Source organism: Streptomyces sp. WAC07094 (genome assembly GCF_036320405.1).
Lineage (GTDB): Bacteria > Actinomycetota > Actinomycetes > Streptomycetales > Streptomycetaceae > Streptomyces > Streptomyces lannensis.
The window spans coordinates 6062061-6081976 of record NZ_JAVMJZ010000001.1 but is presented as its reverse complement, the minus strand read 5'-3'; the positions used below and the strand labels follow the sequence as shown (position 1 = coordinate 6081976).

16 protein-coding genes are annotated in these 19916 nt (G+C 68.7%); 5 read left to right on the top strand and 11 right to left on the bottom strand.

Features of this window, described 5'->3' with window-relative positions:
• Positions 1-115: 115 nt before the first annotated feature.
• The 4 genes from RCR19_RS26890 to RCR19_RS26875 all read right to left on the bottom strand — a co-directional run bounded on the left by RCR19_RS26890 (position 116) and on the right by RCR19_RS26875 (position 4372).
• On the bottom strand, positions 116-1774 hold the full coding sequence (locus RCR19_RS26890; protein WP_331267467.1) for a cytochrome bc complex cytochrome b subunit: 1659 nt from the start codon (positions 1772-1774) through the stop codon (positions 116-118).
• On the bottom strand, positions 1771-2829 hold the full coding sequence (locus RCR19_RS26885) for a Rieske 2Fe-2S domain-containing protein (protein ID WP_059133823.1): 1059 nt from the start codon (positions 2827-2829) through the stop codon (positions 1771-1773). The genes RCR19_RS26890 and RCR19_RS26885 overlap by 4 nt, the downstream gene beginning before the upstream one ends.
• Entirely contained in the window at positions 2826-3638 is an 813-nt protein-coding gene (locus RCR19_RS26880; protein ID WP_331267466.1) for a c-type cytochrome, read from the bottom strand. The genes RCR19_RS26885 and RCR19_RS26880 overlap by 4 nt, the downstream gene beginning before the upstream one ends.
• A gap of 113 nt (positions 3639-3751) precedes the next feature.
• Positions 3752-4372, bottom strand: coding sequence for a heme-copper oxidase subunit III (locus tag RCR19_RS26875; protein ID WP_331267465.1), 621 nt, complete (start codon positions 4370-4372; stop codon positions 3752-3754).
• Positions 4373-4558: 186 nt separating this feature from the next.
• Here RCR19_RS26875 and RCR19_RS26870 point away from each other — a divergent pair, with 186 nt between their 5' ends.
• On the top strand, positions 4559-4960 hold the full coding sequence (locus RCR19_RS26870; RefSeq protein ID WP_059133826.1) for a response regulator transcription factor: 402 nt from the start codon (positions 4559-4561) through the stop codon (positions 4958-4960).
• 118 nt (positions 4961-5078) lie between these two features.
• On the opposite strand, the gene RCR19_RS26865 is transcribed toward RCR19_RS26870, so the two are convergent.
• The 4 genes from RCR19_RS26865 to coxB all read right to left on the bottom strand — a co-directional run bounded on the left by RCR19_RS26865 (position 5079) and on the right by coxB (position 9596).
• Positions 5079-6380: an Ig-like domain-containing protein gene (locus RCR19_RS26865; RefSeq protein ID WP_331267464.1), complete on the bottom strand. Its 1302-nt coding sequence runs from the start codon at positions 6378-6380 to the stop codon at positions 5079-5081.
• A 128-nt stretch (positions 6381-6508) separates the two neighbouring features.
• Positions 6509-6907 (bottom strand): cytochrome c oxidase subunit 4, encoded by a 399-nt coding sequence (locus RCR19_RS26860; RefSeq protein ID WP_331267463.1) that lies wholly within the window; start codon positions 6905-6907, stop codon positions 6509-6511.
• Entirely contained in the window at positions 6904-8640 is a 1737-nt protein-coding gene (gene ctaD / locus RCR19_RS26855; protein WP_115975169.1) for a cytochrome c oxidase subunit I, read from the bottom strand. Before ctaD ends, RCR19_RS26860 begins: the two co-directional genes overlap by 4 nt.
• The gene (gene coxB / locus RCR19_RS26850) at positions 8637-9596 is read right to left on the bottom strand and encodes a cytochrome c oxidase subunit II (protein ID WP_331267462.1); all 960 of its coding nucleotides are present in this window, start codon (positions 9594-9596) and stop codon (positions 8637-8639) included. Before coxB ends, ctaD begins: the two co-directional genes overlap by 4 nt.
• Positions 9597-9886: 290 nt before the next feature.
• On the opposite strand from coxB, the gene RCR19_RS26845 reads away from it, so the two are divergent.
• Positions 9887-11263 carry an aminotransferase class V-fold PLP-dependent enzyme gene (locus RCR19_RS26845; RefSeq protein ID WP_331267461.1) on the top strand — a complete coding sequence of 459 codons (1377 nt, stop codon included), beginning with the start codon at positions 9887-9889 and terminating at the stop codon, positions 11261-11263.
• A gap of 21 nt (positions 11264-11284) precedes the next feature.
• Here the strand turns inward: RCR19_RS26845 and RCR19_RS26840 are convergent, their stop codons facing one another.
• Positions 11285-12259, bottom strand: coding sequence for a carbohydrate kinase family protein (locus RCR19_RS26840; RefSeq protein WP_331267460.1), 975 nt, complete (start codon positions 12257-12259; stop codon positions 11285-11287).
• A 132-nt stretch (positions 12260-12391) separates the two neighbouring features.
• Between RCR19_RS26840 and RCR19_RS26835 the strand changes: the two genes are divergently transcribed.
• Together RCR19_RS26835 and RCR19_RS26830 are read left to right on the top strand one after the other, a co-directional pair.
• Positions 12392-12601 carry a hypothetical protein gene (locus RCR19_RS26835; protein ID WP_331267459.1) on the top strand — a complete coding sequence of 70 codons (210 nt, stop codon included), beginning with the start codon at positions 12392-12394 and terminating at the stop codon, positions 12599-12601.
• A 181-nt stretch (positions 12602-12782) separates the two neighbouring features.
• Positions 12783-14306, top strand: a complete 1524-nt coding sequence (locus tag RCR19_RS26830) for a hypothetical protein (RefSeq protein WP_331267458.1) — start codon at positions 12783-12785, stop codon at positions 14304-14306.
• A 111-nt stretch (positions 14307-14417) separates the two neighbouring features.
• Here RCR19_RS26830 and erpA read toward each other — a convergent pair whose 3' ends face one another.
• Complete coding sequence (gene erpA, locus RCR19_RS26825; protein WP_331267457.1) at positions 14418-14774, bottom strand: iron-sulfur cluster insertion protein ErpA; 357 nt, start codon at positions 14772-14774, stop codon at positions 14418-14420.
• A gap of 372 nt (positions 14775-15146) precedes the next feature.
• Between erpA and nadA the strand changes: the two genes are divergently transcribed.
• Positions 15147-16331 carry a quinolinate synthase NadA gene (gene nadA, locus RCR19_RS26820; protein WP_331267456.1) on the top strand — a complete coding sequence of 395 codons (1185 nt, stop codon included), beginning with the start codon at positions 15147-15149 and terminating at the stop codon, positions 16329-16331.
• 345 nt (positions 16332-16676) lie between these two features.
• On the opposite strand, the gene RCR19_RS26815 is transcribed toward nadA, so the two are convergent.
• Complete coding sequence (locus RCR19_RS26815) at positions 16677-19805, bottom strand: efflux RND transporter permease subunit (RefSeq protein WP_331267455.1); 3129 nt, start codon at positions 19803-19805, stop codon at positions 16677-16679.
• Positions 19806-19916 lie beyond the last annotated feature (111 nt).

Genomic DNA, 19916 nt, shown 5'->3' with positions numbered 1-19916 from the left:
CCGACATGGGGCTCGGGTGTCGAACAGCTCCACCCTATCCAGCCCGGGACACGGCGAAGGGCCCCGTCCATGACTGGACGGGGCCCTTCGACCGTGGCGTGGCGCGCCGCAGCGATCAGTGGTGGCCGTGGCCGCTCGTGATCTCCTTGTACTCCTCGACCGTGGGCTTGGGGATCTGGTTGGCGTCCCCGTAGTAGGCGCCGCTCAGCTTGGAGCGCAGCTTCTCCGAACCCTTGATCTTCCGCTCGACACCGTTCTCGTCGACCGTCGGGCCGATCTCGGCCGGCTGGTACTGCTCGTGCGAGGTGAGCGTGTGCAGCTGCTCCTGGCTGAGCGGCTCGTGCACCTCGATGAACTCACCGTGCGGCAGCCGCTTGATGATGCCCGACTCGCGGCCGTGCAGCACCTTGTCGCGGTCGCGGCGCTGGAGGCCCAGGCAGATCCGCTTGGCCGCGATGAACACGAGCACCGGCACCACGAAGAAGGCGATGCGGACGAACCAGGTGATCGCGTTGATCGACAGATGGAAGTGCGTCGCCCAGAGGTCGTTTCCACCACCGACGAGCAGCACGAAGTACCAGGAGATCCACGCGGCGCCGAAGGCGGTACGCGTCGGGGCGTTGCGCGGGCGGTCCAGGATGTGGTGCTCACGCCGGTCGCCGGTGACCCAGGCCTCGATGAACGGGTACACCGCGATCGCGACGAGGACCAGCGGGAAGATCACCAGCGGGATGAACACGCCCAGGACGAGCGTGTGACCCCAGAAGTTGACCTCCCAGCCCGGCATCACACGGATCAGGCCCTCGGAGAAGCCCATGTACCAGTCGGGCTGGGCGCCGGTGGACACCTGGTCCGGACGGTAGGGGCCGATGGCCCAGATCGGGTTGATCTGTGCGATCGCCGCGACGGCCGCGATGACACCGAAGACCAGGAAGAAGAAGCCTCCGGCCTTGGCCATGTAGACCGGCATCAGCGGCATGCCGACGACGTTGTTGTTCGTCTTTCCGGGGCCCGCGAACTGCGTGTGCTTGTGGTAGACGACCAGGATCAGGTGGCCGACCACCAGACCGAGCATGATGCCCGGCAGCAGCAGGATGTGGATCGAGTAGAACCGGGCCACGAAGTCGCCGCCCGGGAACTGACCGCCGAAGAGGAAGAACGACAGGTACGTGCCGACGATCGGCACGGACAGGATCGCGCCCTCCATGAAGCGGACACCGGTGCCGGAGAGCAGGTCGTCCGGGAGCGAGTAGCCGGTGAAGCCGGTGAACATGCCGAGGACGAACAGCAGGAAGCCGAAGACCCAGTTGATCTCACGCGGCTTGCGGAACGCGCCCGTGAAGAACACGCGCATCATGTGCACGAACATGCCGGCGAGGAAGACCAGCGCCGCCCAGTGGTGGATCTGCCGGATGAGCAGACCGCCGCGGACGTCGAAGCTGATGTGCAGCGTCGAGTTGAACGCCTCGCTCATCATCTGGCCCTGGAGCGGCACGTAACTGCCGTGGTACACCACCTCGTTCATCGACGGGTGGAAGAACAGCGTCAGATACACACCCGTGAGGATGATGATCAGGAAGCTGTAGAGGCAGACCTCGCCCAACATGAACGACCAGTGGTCGGGGAAGATCTTGCGCATGTTGGACTTGGCCAGGGTGTAGACACCCAGGCGGCCGTCCGCCCAGTCCGCGAGGCGCTCGCCGGCCGGTGCCCGTCCGCGCGAGCCGCCCGCCGCGTCCCCGGCGGGGTTCGGGTTGGTCGATGCAGTACTCATCCGCGCTCCCAGAAAGCAGGACCGACGGGCTCTTCGAAGTCGCCGAGCGCCTCGAGGTAACCGTCCGCGTTCACGCCGATGCGCAGCTGCGGCAGGGCGTGACCGGCCGGGCCGAAGATGACCCGGGCACCGTCGGAGAGGTCGAAGGTGGACTGGTGGCACGGGCAGAGGACGTGGTGCGTCTGCTGCTCGTACAGGGAGATCGGGCAACCGACGTGGGTGCAGATCTTGGAGAACGCCACGATGCCCTGGTGGGACCACTCGAGTTCCCGCTTGTCCTTGATGTTGTCCGGCTGCAGCCGGACGATCATCAGGGCGGCCTTGGCGATCTCGGTCTGGAAGTCCTCGTTGTTCTCCTCCAGGCCCTCGGGCTTGGCGAAGGTGAGCGAACCCACCGCGACGTCCGAGGGACGCAGCGGCTCGTTCGTGTTCATGTTGACGAGGAGCTTGCCCTTGGACCAGAGCGTGTGCCGCAGCTTGGTGCCGGGCAGCGGGCCCAGGTCGCGCAGCAGCATGACGCCGGAGAGCGGGAACAGGGCCAGCGCGCCGAACATCGTGTTGCGGATCAGCTTGCGGCGACCCAGCTGGGACTCCTTGGCGCCCTGCTTGAAGTCGGCGAGGACCTTCGTCTTCACCTCGGGCGACGCCTCGACCGGGTGACGCTCGTCGGCGATCTCCATGTCGGACATCAGGGTGCGGGCCCAGTGGACCGCACCCGCGCCGATCGCGAACAGCGCCACACCGAGCGTCAGACCCAGCGCGAAGTTCATCGCGCTGAGGTGCCCGATCGGGAAGACGAAGATCGACTTGTCCGTCGGGATCGTGACGTAGGAGGCGATGAACCCGAGGGTCGCCAGCATCGACACGGTGAACAGCATGGCGACCGTGCGCTCGGAGCGCCTGGCGGCCTGTTCGTCGATGTCCTGGACGCGGTGCTCGTGGGGCGGCAGCCCCGGGTCGGCGAACGGGTTCTCCTCGTCCGCGACCGTCACGGCACCGTGTGCGGTGTCCTGCTCAGCGGGCAGGTTCTCTTCTGGAATGTCGTGGCTACTCATGACTTCTTGGCCTTTGCGGTCCGAGCGGCGACCCAGACGGCGAGCACGATCAGTGCGCCCAGGCCGAAGATCCAGGCGAACAGGCCCTCGGAGACCGGTCCGAGACCGCCGAGCTCGAGGCCGCCGGGGTTGTCGGTCTGGTCACCGTTGACCGCGTTGAGGTACGCGATGATGTCCTTCTTGTTCTGCTGCGACAGCGTGGTGTCGGGGAACGACGGCATGTTCTGCGGGCCGGTCTGCATGGCCTCGTAGATGTGCTTCGGGGCGACGCCGTCGAGGCTCGGCGCGAACTTGCCGTGCGTCAGCGCACCACCCTTACCCGTGAAGTTGTGGCACTGCGCGCAGTTGGTGCGGAAGAGCTCGCCGCCCTTGGCGATATCGGCACCCTCGGGGCTGTAGTCGTTCGTCGTCGGGACGGCCGGGCCGGCACCGAGAGAAGAGATGTACGCCGCGAGCTGGTCGATCTGGGCCTGCGAGTAGATGTTCTTCTTCTTCGTCACCTGGGGGCCCTGCGAGGTGGCGGCGGGCATGCGACCGGTACCGACCTGGAAGTCGACGGCCGCCGCACCCACACCCACCAGGCTGGGTCCGTCGGAGGAGCCCTGACCGCCGGTGCCGTGGCAGCTGGCACAGCCCACCTGGTAGAGCTTCTTGCCCTCCTCGATGGCGAGGGACTGGGCGGTGTCATCGGCCTGCGCCTTGTCGGCGGGCGCGAACGCGGCGTACAGCCCCCCGGAGAGCGTCAGCGCGATGAGTAGGACGACGAGCGCCGCCATCGGATGGCGTCGTCGTGCGGAGAGCTTTTTCACGGATTACCCCGGTGTCAGGATCTTCTGCGTCGATGCTTCTGGAAATGGATCGGATCGTCGCGGGCGATCGGTTCTCCCCGATCGGGGAGACGTCCGCCGCGGCTGACGGCCGACTACTTGATCATGTAGATCGTGGCGAAGAGGCCGATCCAGACGACATCGACGAAGTGCCAGTAGTAGGACACGACGATGGCGGCGGTCGCCTGCTCATGGGTGAACCTCCGCGCCGCGTAGGTGCGGCCGAGGACCAGCAGGAAGGCGATGAGACCACCCGTCACGTGCATGCCGTGGAACCCGGTGGTCAGGTAGAACACCGAGCCGTACGGGTCCGAGGAGAGCGAGAGGCCGTCCTTCTTGACCAGCTCGGTGTACTCGAAGATCTGCCCGCCGACGAAGATCGCACCCATGATGAAGGTGACGATGAACCAGCCCCGGAGCTTCTTCACGTCACCGCGCTCGGCAGCGAACACGCCGAGCTGGCAGGTGAGGGAGGAGAGCACCAGGATCGTGGTGTTGGTCGCCGAGAACGGGAAGTTGAGATGGCTCGCCATCTCCTTCCAGTGGGTCGGCCCGGTCACCGATCGCAGGGTGAAGTACATCGCGAAGAGGGCCGCGAAGAACATCAGCTCGGAACTCAGCCAAATGATGGTTCCGACGCTGGTGAGGTTCGGCCGGTTGACCGACGGGTGCGCGTGCCCGGTTTCTACTGTCGTTGCTGTCGCCACGACCGACATTATGTCGGTCCCTTATCCCGCCCTCACTCCGGGGGGTGCCGTTCGGAGTGTCCGCACCGTGTGTACTGCCCGGATGGCCCATCGAAGGCCTGTCCGAACCGGTGTTGACCACGGGTCCGAGGGAGTAGCATCCGCCCCAACGGTCCGTCCCGAGGGCGGCGGACACCAGTGCGTACCGGAGGAAGCATGCAGCCGACCGCCACGGTCCTGGTCTACAGCGACGACTCCACCACCCGCGAACAGGTGCGGCTCGCGGCCGGGCGCAGGCCCGCCCCGGACGTCCCCGCGGTCGAGTTCGTGGAGTGCGCGACACCGGGCGCCGTCCTCAAGGAGCTGGACCGGGGCGGTATCGACGTGTGCGTCCTGGACGGCGAGGCCGTGCCGATGGGCGGGATGGGCGTCTGCCGGCAGATCAAGGACGAGATCTTCAACTGCCCGCCGGTGCTGGTGCTGATCGCACGGCCGCAGGATGCCTGGCTGGCGACGTGGAGCCGTGCGGATGCGGCGGTGGCGCTCCCGGTCGAGCCGGTGGAGTTCGCGTCGGCCCTGGCCGATCTGCTGCGTCGTAAGGCCCTTCTGAGCGCCTGAGAGCCGGGGCCGCCCGGTGTGAGGGCGACAGCCGTTCCCTCCTGGTCCGTCGTACCCGCACGGCGGAGCCGCACGATGTCCCGGTCCCGCGCCCCTGACGGGGCGCGGAGGGCCCGTCTCAGATCGATTCAGGGCGCAGTCGTGCCCGGTCCTGGGCGTTCGTGCCGCTGTCGGCGGCCAGGGCGCTGCCCTTGCGCCACTTCGCCCAGTCGACGTTCCAGTCGCCGAACCCGTTGCCGAACGGCTCCATCTGCTTGCCGTAGGAGTTGACGACCTTGACGATGTCACCTTGCTGCACGGTGTTGTAGAACCACTGGGCCTGCCCGTTGCTCATGCCGGTGCAGCCGTGGCTCACGTTGGCGTACCCCTGTGAGCCCACGGACCAGGGCGCCGCGTGCACATACTCGCCGCTGAAGGTCACCTGGGCCGCCCAGTAGACCATCAGGTCGTACGAATCGCTCGAGTTCTGCGAGATGCCGATCGAGGTACCGCGCATGCGTACGACGTACTGCTTGCCCAGTACGACCTTGACACCGTTGCGGGTCTCGTAGCCGGGCTTGCCCGTGGTGATGGGTATCCGCCGCAGGACCTGGTCGTTCTTGTAGACCGTCATCTGGTGCGCGGCGGCGTCCGTGACCGCGATGACGCGGTCGCCCGTGGTCATCTTCACGGACTTCGCCTCGCCGCCCCACAGACGGTCGCCGATCTTCATGCCCGCGAGGTTGCTGTGGGCCGTGATGGTGGCGTGGGCGGGCCAGTAGTCCTGGGGGCGGAAGTGCAGCTTCTTGTCGTCCACCCAGTACCAGGAGCCCTGGATCGCGGGCACGGAGTCCACCTTGAGGGCTCTCTCGACGACGGCCCGGGATGCCTTGTCCTTGACGGGCTCGCTGAGTTCGGCGGTGACGGGTTCACCGACGCCGTAGGTACCGGTCTTGGGACCGAAGGTGACGTTGAGCGTCTTGCTCTTGGGAGTACCGGTGTCGAACTCGATGACCTTTCGGCCCTGTGCACCGTCGTCGTCCTCGGTGCTCACCCGGACCGTGTAGTGGGTGCCGGCGGCCAGGGGGGAGGTGCTGTGCCAGCGGCTGCCGTCGGCGGCGAGTTCACCGGCGACCTGACGCCCGTGGGAGTCGGTGGCCGTCACGTCCGTGATGCGTCCGTCATCACCCGAAGCGGTGATCTCCAGGGGCTTGTCGGGGTCGACCTTCTTGTCTGAGTCGGCGGGGGCGTTGTAGGAGACCTCGTCCGCCGCGTCGTACGGGCCGGCGGAGAGCGGGTTGCCGTCGTACCCGCAGCCGGCGAGCCCCGCGCCGAGGGCTATCGCGAGCAGCGAGCAACTGACGGCGGTGCGGTGTCGCGGGCGTGCCGGTAGGCGCCTGTCGGGTCCGGCGTCGCCCCGGAAGAACACTGTGTGGCTCATGACCTCACGCTAGGGACGTCTGTCGGCCGCGGCGCGCGGAGAGAGCCGTGCGGGGGACGCAACTCACGGCAAAAGAGGGAGCCCGGCACTCCTGACGGAGTGTCGGGCTCCCGTGCACTGGGTGCGTGTTACTGGGTGCGGTTCTCACCGCGATAGTACTCGAAGACCCAGCCCCACAGGCCCACCAGGATCAGCGGAGCCGAGAAGTACAGCAGCCACCAGCCGATCGCGACGCCCAGGAAGGCGAGCGCGCCACCGACACCGAGGGCGAGCGGCTGCCAGCTGTGCGGGCTGAAGAAGCCGACCTCGCCGGCGTCGTCCGCGACGTCGGCCTCCTTGTTGTCCTGGGCACCCGTGTCGACCCGCCGGGCCGTGAAGGCCAGGTAGTAGCCGATCATGATGCTCAGGCCGAAGGCCAGGAAGAGCGCGGTGGTACCGGCCGGCTCCTTGGACCACAGGCCGTAGATGACGGCCACGGCCAGGATGAAGACGGCCAGCCAGATGAACATCTTGCCCTGGATCTTCACTTGCCGGCCTCCTTGCCACCGGAGACGGCCTTGCTACCGGCACCCGCGTGCTCGAGTTGCTCGAGCGCGGTGATCTCCGGGTGGTGCAGGTCGAAGGCGGGGGATTCGGAACGGATGCGCGGCAGGGTGAGGAAGTTGTGCCGCGGGGGCGGGCAGGAGGTCGCCCACTCGAGGGAACGACCGTAGCCCCACGGGTCGTCGACGCCGACCGGCTTGCCGTACTTGGCCGTCTTCCACACGTTGTAGAGGAACGGCAGGATCGACAGACCGAGCAGGAACGAGGAGATCGTCGACACCGTGTTGAGGGCGGTGAAGCCGTCGGCCGCGAGGTAGTCGGCGTAACGGCGCGGCATGCCCTCGGCGCCCAGCCAGTGCTGCACCAGGAAGGTGCCGTGGAAGCCGATGAACAGCGTCCAGAAGGTGATCTTGCCGAGGCGTTCGTCGAGCATCTTGCCCGTCATCTTCGGCCACCAGAAGTGGAAACCGGAGAACATCGCGAAGACGACCGTGCCGAACACCACGTAGTGGAAGTGCGCGACGACGAAGTACGAGTCGGAGATGTGGAAGTCCATCGGCGGCGAGGCCAGGATGACACCGGTCAGACCACCGAAGGTGAAGGTGATCAGGAAGCCGGTCGCCCAGAGCATCGGTGTCTCGAAGGACAACGATCCCTTCCACATCGTTCCGATCCAGTTGAAGAACTTCACGCCTGTCGGTACGGCGATGAGGAACGTCATGAAGGAGAAGAACGGAAGCAGTACGCCACCGGTGACGTACATGTGGTGCGCCCACACGGTCACGGAGAGGCCGGCGATGGCGATGGTGGCGCCGATCAGGCCCATGTAACCGAACATCGGCTTGCGACTGAAGACCGGGATGACTTCGGAGATGATGCCGAAGAACGGTAGCGCGATGATGTACACCTCTGGATGGCCGAAGAACCAGAAGAGGTGTTGCCATAGCAAGGCGCCGCCGTTGGCCGCGTCGAAGACGTGCGCACCGAACTTGCGGTCCGCCTCCAGGGCGAACAGCGCGGCCGCGAGGACCGGGAAGGCCAGCAGGACGAGCACACCGGTCAGCAGCACGTTCCACACGAAGATCGGCATGCGGAACATGGTCATGCCCGGCGCGCGCATGCAGATGATCGTGGTGATGAAGTTGACCGAGCCGAGGATCGTGCCGAAGCCGGAGAAGGCCAGACCCATGATCCACATGTCGGCGCCGATACCCGGCGAGCGGACCGCGTCCGAGAGCGGGCTGTAGGCGAACCAGCCGAAGTCGGCCGCACCCTGCGGGGTGAGGAAGCCGCCGACAGCGATGGTCGAGCCGAACAGGTAGAGCCAGTAGGCGAACATGTTCAGCCGCGGGAACGCCACATCGGGCGCGCCGATCTGCAGCGGCATGATCCAGTTCGCGAAACCGGCGAACAGCGGCGTCGCGAACATCAGCAGCATGATCGTGCCGTGCATCGTGAACGCCTGGTTGAACTGCTCGTTCGACATGATCTGCAGGCCCGGACGGGCCAGCTCGGCACGCATGAGCAGCGCCATGACGCCGCCGATGAGGAAGAACGCGAACGACGTGACCAGATACAGCGTGCCGATCGTCTTGTGGTCGGTGGTGGTCAGCCACTTGACGACGACGTTGCCGGGTCGCCTGCGCCGGACCGGCAGCTCGTTCTCGTACGAGTCTTCAGCTGCCGCGGCACCCTGGGGTTCGTTGAGGATGCTCACAGGTTGTTCGTCTCCCGGTTCTTCTCGTGGCTCGTCTGCGCGATGCCGGCGGGAATGTAACCGGTCTGCCCCTTCTTGGCGAGGTCCTTGAGGTGCTGCTCATAGCGCTCGGGCGAGACGACCTTGACGTTGAACAGCATCCGGGAGTGGTCGACGCCGCACAGCTCGGCGCACTTGCCCCTGAAGGTGCCCTCCTGGTTCGGAGTCACCTGGAAGGCGTTGGTGTGGCCCGGAATGACGTCCTGCTTCATCAGGAACGGCAGCACCCAGAAGGAGTGGATGACGTCGCGCGAGGTGAGGACGAAGCGGACCGTCTTGCCCTTGGGAAGCCAGAGGGTCGGACCCGGGTTGCCCGTCTGCGGGTTCCGCGTGGCGGGCGTGCCGAAGTCGTAGACACCGCCGGCGTTCGCCGGGAAGTCGTCCTTGTACCGGGTGGGAATCGCGTTCAGGTTCGGATCTGTCTTCGCATCCCCCGTCACCCCGGCGACCGGAGTGACGTAGTTGAAGCCCCAGCTCCACTGGTAGCCGACGACGTTGACCGTGACGTCGGGCTTCTTGGAGAGGTCGAGCAGCTTCGACTCGTCGCGGGCCGTGAAGTAGAACAGCACCGAGACGATGATGAGCGGCACAACCGTGTACAGGGCCTCGATCGGCATGTTGTACCGGGTCTGCGGAGGAACCTCGACCTTGGTGCGGCTGCGCCGGTGGAACATGGCGCTCCACAGGATCAGGCCCCACACGAGCACGCCGACGGCGAGCGCGGCAGCCCAGGAGCCCTGCCACAGGGAGAGGATCCGCGGAGCCTCTTCCGTGGTCGGGGTGGGCATACCAAGGCGGGGGAAGTCCTTGTATGTGCAACCGGTAGCGGTCGCCAGGACCAGGCCCGCGGTCAGTGCCTGCAGCAGCTTCCGCCGCATCGGGCGCCGCGGCGAGCGGTCGGAGCCGTTGGGACTCACGTAGCGCCTTCCCGAGAGTCTCGCCCGCGCGGTCGGCTGCGGCCTTCTCGCTGGTCGGTCGCCGCCCTGCGTCGGGCAGGGGTTTGGATGTTTATGCGGACCAAACCCTACTGGACGCTATTTGGGGGCGCGCGGGGAGGGTGCCCAACGCGCCGCCGGTCACCCCGAAGGGGTGGAATGACCGCTTCTGGCCAGCATCTGACGGTGGTTCGAGGGTGGCACGGGGGTGGTTCGCGGGCCGCCCCGGGCCTGCGCCGGGCCACGAGGTTCGCACGAGTTAGCGTTGCGGTGTGTCCTACTTCGACGCCGCCTCCGCCGCTCCCCTCCACCCCGTCGCCCGCCAGGCGCTGCAGGCCTCGCTCGACGAGGGGTGGGCCGATCCTGCTCGTCTGTACCGCGAGGGACGGCGGGCCCGGATGCTGCTGGACGCGGCACGGGAGGCGGCCGCCGAAGCGGTCGGCTGCCGTCCGGACGAGCTGGTCTTCACCGCGTCCGGCACACGGGCGGTGCACTCGGGGATCGAGGGGGTGCTGTCGGGCCGTCGCCGCGTCGGACGCCACCTGATCGTGTCAGCAGTCGAACATTCCTCGGTCCTCCATACGGCGGAGGTGTTCGAAGCCGGCGGCGGCACCGTGACCCATGTCCCGGTCTCCCGCACGGGTTCGGTCGCGCCCGACGCGTACGCGGCGGCGCTGCGTGCGGACACCGCACTGGCCTGCCTCCAGTCGGCCAACCACGAGGTGGGGACCGTCCAGCCGGTCGCCGAGGTGGCCGCCCTGTGCCGCGCTGCCGGGGTACCGCTGCTGGTGGACGCGGCGCAGTCGCTCGTCTGGGGTCCGGTGGAGGGCGACTGGTCGGTGCTGACGGCGAGTGCCCACAAATGGGGCGGCCCCTCCGGGGTGGGGCTTCTCGCGGTGCGCAAGGGGGTGCGGTTCGCGCCCCAAGGCCCGGTGGACGAGAGGGAGTCGGGGCGGGCGGCCGGGTTCGAGAACATCCCTGCGGTCGTCGCGGCCGCCGCGTCGCTGCGGGCCGTGCGGGCGGAGGCGGCCGGTGAGGCGGTACGGCTGCGGGAGCTGACGGAGCGGATCCGGGCGCGGGTGCCCGTGCTGGTTCCCGATGTGGACGTGGTGGGCGACCCGGTGCGCCGTCTGCCCGGCATCGTCACCTTCTCCTGTCTCCATGTCGACGGGGAGACATTGCTGCACGAGCTCGACCGGGCGGGTTTCTCGGTGTCGTCGGGCTCGTCGTGCACGAGCAGCACGCTGACGCCGAGCCATGTGCTGAAGGCGATGGGGGTGCTCAGCGAGGGCAACGTCCGCGTCTCGCTGCCGCTCGGCACCCCGGCCGCGGAGGTCGACCGGTTCCTCGCGGTGCTGCCGGACGCGGTCGCCGGTGTGCGCGAGAAGCTCGGCGCGCCGTCCGCCTGGACGGCCGGGCCGCAGGACGCCTTGGTCGTCGACGCCCTGGGCAAGCGCTGCCCGATCCCCGTGATCGAGCTGGCGAAGGTCTTCGGGGACGTGTCCGTCGGCGGCACGGTGCGGGTCCTGTCCGACGACGAGGCGGCGCGCCTGGACATCCCGGCCTGGTGCGAGATGCGGGGACAGGAGTACGTCGGTGAGGAGCCGGCGGAGCGGGGCTCCGCCTACGTGGTCCGCCGGCTCTCCTAGGGACGGCGCGCCACCCGGCGGTCAGACCAGGTGCTTCTGGACCTCGAGCGCGGCGTCGTCGCCGTACGCCTTGGTGAAGCGCTCCATGAAGTGGGCGCGGCGCAGCTGGTACTCCTGGGTGCCCAGCGTCTCGATGACCAGGGTGGCCACCATGCAGCCGAGCTGGGCCGCGCGCTCCAGCGGGACGCCCCAGGCCAGGCCGGACAGGAAGCCCGCGCGGAAGGCGTCGCCGACGCCCGTCGGGTCGACCTTCGCCGTCTCCTCGGGCACACCGACCTCGATCGGGTCCACGCCGGACCGCTCGATGCGCACACCCCGCGAGCCCAGCGTGGTCACCCGGTGGCCGACCCTGCCGAGGATCTCCGCGTCGGTCCAGCCCGTCTTGGTCTCGATGAGCCCCTTCTCGTACTCGTTGGAGAAGAGGTAGGTCGCCCCGTCGACCAGTATCCGGATCTCGTCGCCGTTCATCCGCGCGATCTGCTGCGAGAAGTCGGCGGCGAACGGGATGGAGCGCGTGCGGCACTCCTCCGTGTGGCGCAGCATCGCCTCCGGGTCGTCGGCGCCGATGAGCACCAGATCCAGACCGCCCACCCGGTCGGCGACCGTCTTCAGCTCGATGAGCCGGGCCTCGCTCATGGCACCGGTGTAGAAGGAGCCGATCTGGTTGTGGTCGGTGTCCGTGGTGCATACGAAGCGGGCAGTGTGCTGGGTCTCGGAGATCCGCACGGAGGCCGTGTCCACCCCGTGCCGGTCGAGCCAGGCCCGGTACTCGTCGAAGTCCGAGCCCGCCGCGCCGACGAGGACCGGCCGGGTGCCGAGCTGCCCCATGCCGAAGGCGATGTTCGCGCCCACACCGCCGCGGCGGACGTCGAGACGGTCCACCAGGAAGGAGAGGGAGACCGTGTGCAGCTGGTCCGCGACGAGCTGGTCGGCGAAGCGGCCGGGGAAGGTCATCAGGTGGTCGGTGGCGATGGAGCCGGTGACTGCGATACGCACGGCGAGGACACGCTCCTGTGGCGGAGGGGATTGACAGTTCACGCTACCCGGTCGACCCGGCCGTCTGAAGCAGGCAAAACTACCCGATAGTAGATCTTTCTTCGCGGGCCTGACCGAGCCTACCGTTCCCTCATGACGAAGATCGAGGTCCACGGCAGCGTTCCGCTCGACCTGGAGGGCGACCTGGCGTCGCTGCCGGGAGACAGCGCCCGGATGGCTCCGCACTGGGCCGCCCCCGCGAAATCCGCTCCGCTGCCGGTCTCCCCTTCCCTGATCCACGGCGTCAGCGTGCCGTCCGCCTCGGCCCGGCTGCTGGACGCCATGTCGGACTACGGGGACTGACCGGCCGCTGGGACCGACCGGGCGCCCGGGCTCGCTTGCGCGCCCGGAAGGGAACCGCGCGCTCCCCCGCCGCGTCCCATCGCCGTCCCCCGTACAGGGGATGCGGTGTACGACCTTGCTGTGGCGTCGTGCCGTACGGCGGGGTCCGCTGGGACAGCAGTGGAGCCGAAGGAGCGATGCGGTGAACACCGAGCAACCCGACGACGCGCGTGACGCCACCGAGGTCACCGAGGGTGCGGAGGCGGCCGTGCCGCGCCGGCGGCGTTCCCGCGCCGCCGTCGCCTCGGTGGTGACCGCGGTGCTGCTCGTCGGGGGCGGTACCGCGTACCTCGCGGCGACCGCGTCCGGCGGATCGGGCGACTCCGCGGCGCCGGGCGGGGACGGCACTCCTCCGGCGCTGGCCCTCGACGGCTACAGCGACGGACGTACCTCCGGCATCGCGGTCGGCGAGCCCGACCCGTACGGCACGACCTACACCGTGGCGACCCGGCTCCCGGACGGCCCGAAGTCGGCACATGTGTACTGGGCGAAGGACCCGGTGGCCGAGGAGGACGTGGCCCGGCTCGCCGAGGCCCTGCGGGTGAGCGGCACACCGCGACTGGTGGGCGACACCTGGCAGGTGGGATCCGTCAAGGACGGTGCCGAGCCGAATCTGCGCGTGGGCAGGAACGCGCCGGGGACGTGGACGTTCAGCACCTCCCTGCCGGGCACCGACAACTGCCCGAGGGGCAAGGCGTGCAAGCCGTCCGGGCCCGGGACGGTGGATCCGGCGGATACGGAGCCGGTGGGCGAGGAGGCGGCCAAGAAGGCGGCCGCTCCCGTGCTCAAGGCGGTCGGCCAGGACGACGCGAAACTGGACGCGTCCCAGCTCATGGGGCGGATACGGGTGGTGAACGCCGAGCCGCGGGTGGGCGGTCTGCCGACGCACGGCTGGACGACCGGCCTGCGGATCGACTCCGACGGAGAGGTGATCGGCGGCAGCGGGAATCTCGGCACACCGGCCGAGGGTGCCTCCTATCCCGTGATCGGCGCGCAGAAGACCCTGGACCTGATGAACGGCGCGACCCCGTCGTACGGGCGCAAGGGCATCGGCGGCTGCGCCAGCCCGGTGCCGCTCAAGGACCGGGACGAGGCGCCCTGCCGGGCGTCGACCGTGCCGCCGGGGCGGACCTCGGCCGCCGTGACGGGGGCGGTGTTCGGGCTGGCCGTGCATTCCGTGGACGCGAAGCCGGTGCTGGTGCCGTCGTGGCTCTTCCAGGTGCGTCCGGCGGGCGCCGGGGACACCTTCACGGTGGCGCATCCGGCGGTCGACCCGCGGTATCTGGCGACGCCGCAACCACCCGGACAGCCGAGTCCGCGGACCGGCGGTCCGAGCGACCGGCCCTCGTCGGCGCCGGCCGCGCGCGATGTGAAGGTCATGGGGTACACGGCGGACGACCGGGCCATGACCATCTCCTACATGGGCGGCGTCTGCGCCGACTACACGGCGTCCGTGAGCGAGACCCCCGACAGGGTCACGGTGACCGTGACCGAGACACCCTGGAAGGGCAAGGTCTGCATCATGATCGCCAAGACCTACCACGAGACGCTGCGTCTGAAGGCGCCGCTCGGCGACCGCGCCGTGGTGGGCCCGGACGGCGCCGCGATCCCGAAGGAGACGGCGGGCGCGCTGCCGAAGACCCCCTCGGGCGGGGCGGCTCGTTAGACACGGCAGGCGCGGCGGCCCGTCGGAAAAGCCGGAGGCGGCGTCCCCCGTCGGGGGGACGCCGCCTCCGTACGTCCGTGCCGGTCACCGGTCGCGGTGGCCGGTGCCGGCTCAGCTGAAGGAGTCGCCGCAGGCGCAGGAACCCGTGGCGTTCGGGTTGTCGATGGTGAAGCCCTGCTTCTCGATGGTGTCGACGAAGTCGATCGTCGCACCGCCCAGGTACGGGGCGCTCATGCGGTCGGTGACGACCTTCACGCCGCCGAAGTCCTTCGTGACGTCGCCGTCGAGGGCGCGCTCGTCGAAGAAGAGCTGGTAGCGCAGGCCGGAGCAGCCACCGGGCTGAACGGCGACACGCAGCGCAAGGTCTTCACGACCTTCCTGGTCGAGCAGGGCCTTGACCTTGGCCGCAGCGGCGTCGGTCAGGATGATGCCGTCGGTGACGGTGGTGGTCTCGTCCTGTACGGACATCTACATCTCTCCCGGGTTGTACGGAGACTGCTTGCCGACGATTGCAACCGGCGTGGCCGCGGATTCATTCCGGGCCGAGCGCGTTTCTTTTCGCTACCCCATTCATGCTCGCACACGCGCCGGAACACGCACACCGGCCCGTGGCCGCCGCGGGGGACACCGCCGTGTCGCCTGCGGTATTCCTCCTGGACCACCGGACGACCCCCCCTCGGCCGGCCGGCCGGGGCGGCCCGGGATTCACGTCACATGGACGCAATGCCCATCGTCAAACTGACGTGAAGCGGTTATGATAGATAGCGTCAATTCGACGAAAAGGCATGTCCCGCCGACCCCTTCGGGTCGGCGAGCCGCAGAACAGAAAGGGTGCGTGTCGTGACCACCGCCCAGACCCAGGAGCTCGACGTACAGCCGACGCCCCTCGCCCTGCTGTTGCTCGGCCGTGAGGCCGATCCCAGGAGCGAGCGCGGCGTCGAGTGTCCCGGCGACCTGCCCTCCCCCTCCGACCCGGACCTGGTGGAGCGTGCCCGCGCGGCCAAGGAGAAGCTCGGGGACAAGGTCTTCGTGCTCGGTCATCACTACCAGCGCGACGAGGTCATCCAGTTCGCCGACGTCACGGGCGACTCCTTCAAGCTGGCCCGCGACGCCGCCGCGCGGCCGGACGCCGAGTACATCGTCTTCTGCGGTGTCCACTTCATGGCGGAGTCGGCGGACATCCTGACCGCCGACGACCAGAAGGTGGTCCTGCCGGACCTGGCGGCCGGATGCTCCATGGCGGACATGGCCACGGCCGAACAGGTCGCCGAGTGCTGGGACGTGCTGACCGAGGCGGGCATCGCCGAGCAGGTCGTGCCGGTCTCGTACATGAACTCCTCCGCCGACATCAAGGCGTTCACGGGCAAGCACGGCGGCACCATCTGCACGTCGTCGAACGCCGAGCGGGCCCTGGAGTGGGCGTTCCAGCAGGGTGAGAAGGTCCTGTTCCTTCCGGACCAGCACCTCGGCCGCAACACCGCGGTGCGGGACATGGGGATGTCGCTGGAGGACTGCGTCGTCTACAACCCTCACAGGCCGAACGGCGGGCTCACCGCCGAGGAGCTGCGCGCCGCGAAGATGATCCTGTGGCGCGGTCACTGCTCGGTCCACGGCCGCTTCAGCCTCGACTCGGTCAACGACGTACGGGAGCGGATCCCCGGCGTGAACGTGCTGGTCCACCCCGAGTGCAAGCACGAAGTCGTCTCCGCCGCTGACTACGTCGGTTCGACGGAGTACATCATCAAGGCGCTCGAAGCGGCACCGGCCGGCTCCAAGTGGGCCGTCGGTACGGAGCTGAACCTCGTACGCCGGCTGGCGAACCGTTTCGCGCCGGAGGGCAAGGAGATCGTCTTCCTCGACAAGACGGTGTGCTTCTGCTCGACGATGAACCGCATCGACCTGCCGCACCTGGTGTGGGCGCTGGAGTCGCTGGCCGAGGGGAACCTGGTCAACCGCATCGAGGTCGACAAGGAGACGGAGGCCTTCGCGAGGCTGGCGCTGGAGCGGATGCTGGCACTGCCGTAGCGCTGCCGCTGGGCTGTTGGGGGGTTGCGCGCTTCCCCGCGCCCCCCATCGGGCCGAGCGGCGTACGTCGTCGACTGCCCGTCCGTCGTGGGGGTTTGCGCAGTTCCCCGCGCCCCTATACGACCTAGCCGCGTACATCGTCGACTGCCCGTCCGTGGTGGGGTTTGCGCGGTTCCCCGCGCCCCTATCGAGCCGAGCGGCGTACGTCGTCGACTGCCCGTCCGCCGTGGGGGTTTGCCGTACGTCTGTCGGGGCGTCGACCGCGAGCGGCTTCGCGTGGGGACAGCAATGCAGAGGCCCGGTCCGCACCTTTGTGCGGGCCGGGCCTCTGTCACACCCGGAGGACTACACCCCCGCCGGCTCCGGCTCGCCGGACTCGGACTGGGCCGGCTCGACGCCGCCCGTCTTCTTCGCCCGCTTCGCCGTCTTCTTCTTCGCGCGGCGCTCCTTGCGGAGCTCCAGCATCGCGTACAGGGTCGGCACCAGCAGGAGCGTCAGCAGCGTCGACGAGACCAGACCGCCGATCACCACCACCGCCAACGGCTGGGCGATGAAACCGCCCTCGCCCGTGACGCCCAGAGCCATCGGCAGGAGCGCGAAGATGGTGGCCAGGGCCGTCATGAGGATCGGGCGCAGACGGTGGCGGCCACCCTCGATCACGGCTTCCACAACGCCGTAACCCTGCTTGCGGTACTGGTTGATCAGGTCGATCAGCACGATCGCGTTGGTCACCACGATGCCGATCAGCATCAGCATGCCGATCATCGCCGGGACGCCCATCGGGGTGCCCGTCGCGATGAGCAGGCCGATGGCGCCCGTCGCCGCGAACGGGATGGAGACCAGCAGGATGAGCGGCTGCGCCAGGCTGCGGAACGTCGCGACCAGCAGCATGAACACGATCGCCACCGCGGCGAGCATGGCCAGGCCGAGGTTCTTGAACGCGTCGTCCTGGTCCTGCGAGACACCGCCGATCTGCGCCGTCGCACCCGCAGGCAGCTTCAGTGCGTTGATCTTCGACTGGAGGTCGGCACTCACCGCGCCGGTGTTGTCACCCGTGGGGCGCGCCGTGATCGTGGCCGCCCGCTGACCGTCGATACGGGTCATCGAGACGGGGCCGTCCACGAGCTGCACCGTCGCGATGTCGCCCAGCTTCACCGCTCCGAGCCGCAGGTCCTTCAGCTGCCCCAGCGTCTGCGCCGGCTTCGCAGCCCGGACGACGACGTCCCGCTCGGTGTCGTCGAGGACCGCCGTGCCCGCCTTGGTGCCCTGTACGGCCTCGGCGACGGCCGCGCCCAGCGTCTGGTCGGTGAAGCCGGCCGCGGCCGCACGGGAGTTGGCCTTGACCGAGATACGCGGCACGCTCTGCGCCAGGTCGCTGTTCACATCGGTGACGTCCTTGAGCTTCGCCACCTCGGCCCGGACCTGCTCGGAGGCCTTGCTCAGCGCGTCCCCGTCGGCCGCCTTCACGACCACCTTCAGGTCCTGGCTGCCGAAGCCGTCACCGGCCGCCACCGTGGTCGCGCCGATCCCGGAGAGCCCGGCGAGGCCGTCCTCGATGCGCTTCTGCACGTCCTCGTACTTGGCGGACCCGTCCAGCATCACCGTGTACGACGCCTGGTTGGTGTCGGTGCCGCCGCCGAACGCCGCAAGGAACCCGGACGAGCCGATCGTGACCTGGTAGTCCTTGACGCCCTTCGTCCCGGCGAGCATGTTCTCGACCTTCTTGGCCTGCTCGTCCGTCGCCGACAGGCTCGTGCCCGGCTTCAGCTTCTGCTTGATGTTGAGGACTTCCTGGTCGCCCTGGTCGAAGAAGTTCGTCTTCAGCAGCGGCGCCATGCCGAAGGTGCCGATCAGGACGACCACCGCGATCGCCACGCTGGTGAGCCGGCGTCGGGTCGCGAAGCGCAGCACGGGCACGTAGAAGCGCTGCAGACGGCTCCGCGCCTCCTTGGCCTCGGCCGCGCGGCGCGCCTCCTCCGCGTCCTGCGACATGCCCTTCGGGGTGCGCAGGAACCAGTACGACAGGACCGGGACGACGGTCAGCGACACCACGAGCGAGGCGAGCAGGGCCGCCGTGACCGTGAGGGAGAACGAGCCGAACAGCTCGCCCACCACACCGCCGACCAGGCCGATCGGCAGGAAGACCGCCACCGTCGTCAGCGTCGAGGAGGTCACCGCGCCGGCCACCTCGCGCACCGCGGTGAGGATCGCCGTCTCCCGCTCCTCGCCGTAGCCGAGATGCCGTTTGATGTTCTCCAGGACCACGATCGAGTCGTCGACGACACGGCCGATGGCGATGGTCAGCGCGCCGAGCGTGAGCACGTTCAGCGACACGTCGCGCGTCCACAGGACGATCAGGGCGAGGACCACCGACAGCGGGATCGAGACGGCCGTGACGAGGGTGGAGCGCACCGACGCCAGGAAGACCAGGATCACCAGGACCGCGAAGAGCAGACCCAGCGCACCCTCGCTGGTCAGACCGCGGATGGACTTGGAGACCGCCGGGCCCTGGTCGCTGACCACGGTGATGGTCGCGCCCGAACCGAGGTCCTTGCGCAGGTCCGGCAGCTTGTCCTTGACCGCGTTGGAGATGGCGACCGCGCTGCCGTCGTGGTCCATCGTCACGTTCACGGCGAGGCTGGGCTTGCCGTCCGTGCGGGTGATGGAGTCGGCCTTGGCCTCCTCCTGCCGGACCGTGGCGACGTCGCCGAGGCGCACCGGCTTCTTGCCCGGCCGGCCCGCGACCATCAGGTCCTGGATCTGCTGCAGCGAGGTGAAGCCGCCGCCGACCTGGACCGTGCGGTTGCTGCCGTTCTCGTCGAAGGAGCCCGCGGGGACCGTCGCGCCGCCGGCCTGCAGGGCCTGGCCGAGCGCGACCGTGGTCAGCCCGGATCGGGCGAGCGCGGCGTTGTCGGGCGTGACGGCGACCTGGACGTCGCGCACGCCGGCGACGGTGACCTGACCGACCCCGCCGATGTCCTTCAGCGAGGGCACCACGGTCTTGTCGAGCTGGTCGGACAGGGCCTGCTGGTCCTTGTCGGAGGTGACGGCGAGGACCACGGCCGGGATGTCGTCGGTCGAACCGGCGATGACCTGCGGGTCGACCGAGTCCGGGAGCTGGGCGCGGGCCCGGTTCACGGCCTGCTGCACGTCCGCGACGAGCTGCTTGCTGTCGTTGTCGTAGTCGAAGGACGCCATGATGACGGCGTTGCCCTCGCTCGCCGTGGAGGTGACGCCCTGGATGCCGGAGACGGCCTTCAGGGTGTTCTCGAGGGGCTCGACGACCTGCTTCTCGACCACGTCCGGGGACGCGCCCTGGTACGGAGCCAGGACGGACACGACGGGCAGGTTGATGGTGGGCAGGAGCTGCTGTTTGAGCTGTGGGATCGCGATCGCCCCGAAGACGAGCGCGACGATCGACATCAGCGCTATCAGGGCCCGTTGCGCGAGGCTGAATCGTGACAGCCAGGACATGGGTCGGCGTCTCTCTCTGTGGCTGAGCGGAAGGACGGGGACGCAGATGAGTCCCCCACCCCTACACCCTGGTGCATCGGAGGGTGCCGATCCGTCGCCCCACGGTCGATT